Annotated in this window: 1 protein-coding gene; it reads left to right on the top strand. The window is 50.5% G+C overall.

Features of this window, described 5'->3' with window-relative positions; genetic code table 11:
- Positions 1-2,973, top strand: a 2,973-nt coding sequence (locus ACJ751_RS21080; protein ID WP_407747495.1) for a beta strand repeat-containing protein, incomplete at both ends; no start/stop codon positions are given.

The following is a 2,973-nucleotide window of genomic DNA, read 5'->3' as shown; positions in this document are numbered from 1 at the left end:
GTGGTGGTGTATCGTATAGCTGGAGTGGGCCGAATGGATTCTCTTCAACCCAACAGAACCCGGTCATTGCCAATGTAACAGCATCAGCCGGTGGCGCCTATACAGTATCCGTGACCAATGCAGCCGGCTGTTCGGCATCAACTACAATAAATGTAACAGTAAATGGGGCCGTATCGGCTGGCGCATCGAGCAACAGCCCTGTTTGTACAGGAAATACATTGAACCTGCTTGCCAGCGGCGGTGTATCGTATGTCTGGAACGGACCGAACGGATTCTCTTCAACCCAACAGAACCCGGTAATTGCCAATACCACAGGTGCAGCCAGCGGTACTTATACGGTAACAGTGACCACCGCAACCGGATGTATAGCAACGACCACAACAGACGTAACAGTGAATGCAGCTCCGGCAGCCAATGCATCGAGCAACACACCTGTTTGTACAGGCGGCGCATTGAACCTGTTCGCCAGCGGCGGCGTGTCGTATAGCTGGAGCGGGCCGAACGGATTCAGCTCACAGCAACCCAATCCGACCATTTCCACTGCAACGGCCGCAAACGGTGGAACCTATACGGTAACCGTTACCAACGCAGCCGGATGTTCGGCAACCACTACAACAAGTGTTACAGTAAATACTACAGTCGTGCCAACCGCATCGAGCAACACACCGGTATGTACAGGATCTACATTAACCCTGTTCGCAGGGGGTGGGGTATCGTATAGCTGGACAGGCCCGAACAGTTTCACTTCAACCCAACAGAACCCAACTATCACCGGAACAACAGCTGCAGCCAGTGGAACCTATACAGTAACGGTGACCGGCGCAGGTGGTTGTACGGCAAATACTACCACTACGGCAACAGTTTCTGCCGGCTCAATAGGCGGCTCCGTAAATGGAAGTACAGCTGTATGTTCAGGCAGCAACAACGGCACGTGTAACTTGTCTGGTGAAACAGGAAGTGTGATCCGGTGGGAATCCTCAACCGATGGTGGCACAAACTGGACACCGATCAGTAATACAACTACATCACTTACCTATACCAACCTGACCCAGGCTACGCAATTCCGCGCAGTGGTGCAGGTTGGCAGTTGCAACCCGGCCAATTCAACTGCTGCGACTATTACCATGAACGCTGCATCAGTTGGTGGAACAGTAAGTGGCAGTACCGGCGTTTGCTCTGGCAGCAACAGCGGATCGGTAACTTTGTCTGGCCAAACCGGAAGTGTGATCCGTTGGGAATCGTCAACCGATAACGGAACCAACTGGTCAACCATCAACAATACTACCACTACCCTGTCTTATACCAATCTCACCCAAACAACCCAATACCATGCAGTGGTGCAAAGTGGTTCCTGTACTTCAGCCATTTCAGCTCCGGCAACTATTACAGTAAATGTATCAGCAGCAGGTGGAACGGTAAGCGGCAGCACATCGGTTTGTACCGGGATTAATAGTGGCACCTTGAGCTTGTCGGGTTATGCAGGCACTATTATCAAATGGCAGCTCTCCACCAATAGCGGAGGCAGCTGGACAGACATCGCGAATACAACTACTTCGCAGTCTTACAGCAACCTGACACAAAGCACGCTTTACCGGGCCGTTATCGGTGGTTGTTCTACTACCAATTCCAGTATCGCAACCATCACCGTTACCCCGACTTCAGTAGGCGGAACAGTGAGTGGCAGTACAACAGCCTGCTCAGGAAGCAACGGCGGTACACTTACCTTGTCGGGCCAAACCGGAAGTGTGATCCGTTGGGAATCTTCTATCGATAATGGTACAAACTGGACAACGATCAGTAATACAAACACTACACAAACGTATACCAACCTCACCCAAACAACCCAATACCGTGCAGTGGTGTTAAGTGGTGTATGTACTCCGGCCAATTCATCAGTGGCTACCATTACTATCAATGGCGCGCCTGCAGGCGGTACCATCTCAGGCAGTACAATGGTTTGCGGCGGCAGCAACAATGGCACACTTACCCTTTCGGGTTATTCAGGCAGCATTGTTAAATGGCAGTCCTCAGTCAATAGCGGCAGCACCTGGACCGATATCGCGAATACGACTACAACCCAGTCATACTCGAACTTAACCCAAACCACGCAATACCGGGCGGTGATCAGTGGTTGTGCAACAACGGTCAATTCAGGCATTGCAACAATAACAATGGGTTCGGGTGGGCCAACGGTAACCATTACTGCTTCAGATGCAACGAATGACTTCTGTAATGGGGTTACCCTCACCGCCAATTCATCAGCACCTGTTCAGTCATACCTGTGGTCAACCAACGCCACTACACAAACCGTGAAACTGGGCACAGCAAATGCTGCCGGCAATTACAGCGTGGTGGTAACAAGCACAAGCGGTTGCACCGGTTCTGCAACTTATAACTACGATCCTCAGGCAGTGTCAAGTAGTTATTCTATCCTGGGAACCAGTAGTGTAGATCTTGCCAGGAATAATAACGTACAGAGTGGAAGTATTGGCGTCACCGGTACTACGGGCTCCATCACAATAGCTCAAACTACTTCCGTAGCATCGCCTGGCGCTTTCGTAAAGGCAAAGAACCTCAATATCAATGCAAGTGCAAATGTGCCGATAAGATACAATACACCAGCGGCGGTAACCCTGCCAACCATGCAGTACAATACAACCAGTACAAGCAGCTTGTCGAATATCACCGTGCAAGATAATTCAACCGGTACATTGAATGGTAATTACAGGAGCGTGACCATTGGCGCCAATTGTAATATTACGCTCAGCGGGAATATCTTTGGTCTCATCACTATAAAGGCCAGTAGTAAGGTCAGGTTCACGCAAGCGGTGGTGAATGTGGCAGGCGTCAACTTTAAAGCGGGCACTGCGGCAGCTCCAACAACACTGGCATTCTCGCAAAATACCACGGTGAGGTCAACTGGTGATTTCAATTTAAATCCTGGCTGTGCGATCAATCCTGAGGGATATAAAG

Source organism: Niastella sp., assembly GCF_045805085.1.
GTDB lineage: Bacteria > Bacteroidota > Bacteroidia > Chitinophagales > Chitinophagaceae > Niastella.
The sequence above is the reverse complement of the archived record's forward strand: the minus strand, read 5'-3'. Positions and strand labels throughout refer to the sequence as shown.